The 2,002-nt window shown below is 67.9% G+C and carries 1 pseudogene; it reads left to right on the top strand.

What is annotated here, in order from left to right:
* Positions 1–235 precede the first annotated feature (235 nt).
* Positions 236–1,924, top strand: a pseudogene (locus ACFFRH_RS44060) (IS1182 family transposase); the annotation flags it as partial.
* Positions 1,925–2,002: the final 78 nt, after the last annotated feature.

Genomic DNA, 2,002 nt, shown 5'->3' with positions numbered 1-2,002 from the left:
GTGCTGATCCTGCGGGCCCAAGGGGGCGACGACCGCTGGGGGAGGGCGACCGTCGCGTACGGCATCGCCGCCCTGGTGGTGCCCATCCTGCTGCTACCAAATGCGGGCCAGTGCTCCGGCCTTCAGGACTCTGTTGCCCAATTCGGTGTGTCTTCTTCGCGTTGATCGTTTTCTGGTCCAGGATGTGCTGTCTCTGCTCGGGTCCTTCTGGCCGGGCGGTGGAGAGGAGCCTGTGGTGTCGATGCGGCCGCGGTCTTGGCCAGAGATTCCCGAGATGACCGCGCGGGTGGCGCGGGCGGCTTTTCCGAAGGAGACGCCGGCGATCCGCATCCGGGACGCGCTGGGCCCGTTGTTCGCTGACGAGGAGTTCGCGGGCATGTTCGGAGTGCGAGGGCGTCCCGGGCTGTCACCGGGGCAGTTGGCGCTGGTCTTGGTGTTGCAGTACGCGGAGAACCTGTCCGATCGGCAGGCGGCCGATGCGGTCCGCGGCCGGATCGAGTGGAAATATGCGCTCGGGCTGGAGTTGGACGATCCGGGCTTCGACTTTTCAGTGCTCAGCGGCTTCCGTGCCCGGCTGGTGGCGCACGGCCAAGAGGAACACATCCTGGAGTTGCTTTTGGAGCGTCTGGGTGAGCTGGGTTTTCTGCGCAGCGGCGGGCGTCAGCGCACCGATTCCACGCACGTGCTGGGCGCGGTGCGGTCGCTGAACCGGGCCGAGTTTGTGGGTGAGGTGATGCGCTCGGCGTTGAACGCGCTGGCCGCTGCCGCGCCGGGCTGGCTGGCCGGGTGGGCGCCGGCCACCTGGCAGGAACGCTACGGCCAACGCGTCGATGCCTACCGCCTGCCGGACCGCGAGGTCGCCCGGGATGCCTGGCTGTGGCAGGTCGGCGTGGATGGTCATGCGCTGCTGGAGCGGATCTATGATCCGGCCGCGCCTGCGTGGCTGCGGCAGGTCCCGGCCGTGCAGATCATGCGTGAGTCGTGGATCCAGCAGTTCTACCGCCAGGCGGGGGAGGTGCGTGTGCGGCAGGGCAAGGATCTGCCGCCGGGAAGACTCCGGCCGGCCTCGCCGTATGATCCCGACGCGCGGTACGGGGTCAAACGCGGGACCGGCTGGGCCGGCTACAAGGCGCACCTGACCGAGACCTGTGAGCCGGATGCGCCCCATCTGATTACCCACGTGGCGACCACCGACGCCACCGTGGAGGACTCTCAGCTGACCGCCGCCATCCATGACGACCTGGCAGCACGCGATCTGCTGCCCGCCGAGCACGCGGTCGACGCCGGCTATATCAGTGCCCCTCATCTGGTCCGAGCCCGCGGCAGGTACGGCATCGACCTGCTAGGGCCGGTCCAGTTCTCCACCAGCCGCCAGGCTCGCACGGGGGACGGGTTCGGCCTGGACGCCTTCGCCATCGACTTCGACCAGCAGCACGCAACCTGCCCGGCAGGCCACACCAGCAGCAGGTGGCGGCAGGAGCTCAGCCGCGGTGCACCGGTCATCAAGATCGCTTTCCGAAGCCGTGACTGCGGCCCCTGTCCACTGCGCTCACAGTGCACCACCGCCACGATCGGGCTACGCCAGCTCACCGTCCGCCCCCGCGACCAGCACGAGGCGCTGCAACACGCTCGGCACGAACAACACACCGATGCCTGGAAAGAGCGCTACAAGATCCGGGCAGGAGTCGAAGCAACGATCTCCCAAGCAGTCCGCACGGGTATGCGCCGATCCCGTTATATCGGCCTGGCCAAGGCCCACCTCGGTGTCATACTCACCGCCTCCGCGATCAACCTCATCCGCCTGGACGCCTGGCTCACCAACACCCCCTTGGGAACCACCCGAACATCCCACTTCACCGACCTAGAACTCGCAGCATGGCCTGCCGCCGAATTGGGCAACAGAGTCCTTCAGGCCGGGGGTGAAGGCCCGCGCGGGAGGGCCGCTAGGCCCGAGCGTGCCCTAACTCGGCCGGTTTTGCTGCTCGATGTACTGGCGCAGAAC

The organism is Streptosporangium vulgare (assembly GCF_042428775.1).
Lineage (GTDB): Bacteria > Actinomycetota > Actinomycetes > Streptosporangiales > Streptosporangiaceae > Streptosporangium > Streptosporangium vulgare.
Note: the sequence above shows the minus strand (reverse complement) of the source record. Positions and strands in the feature narration are given on the sequence as shown.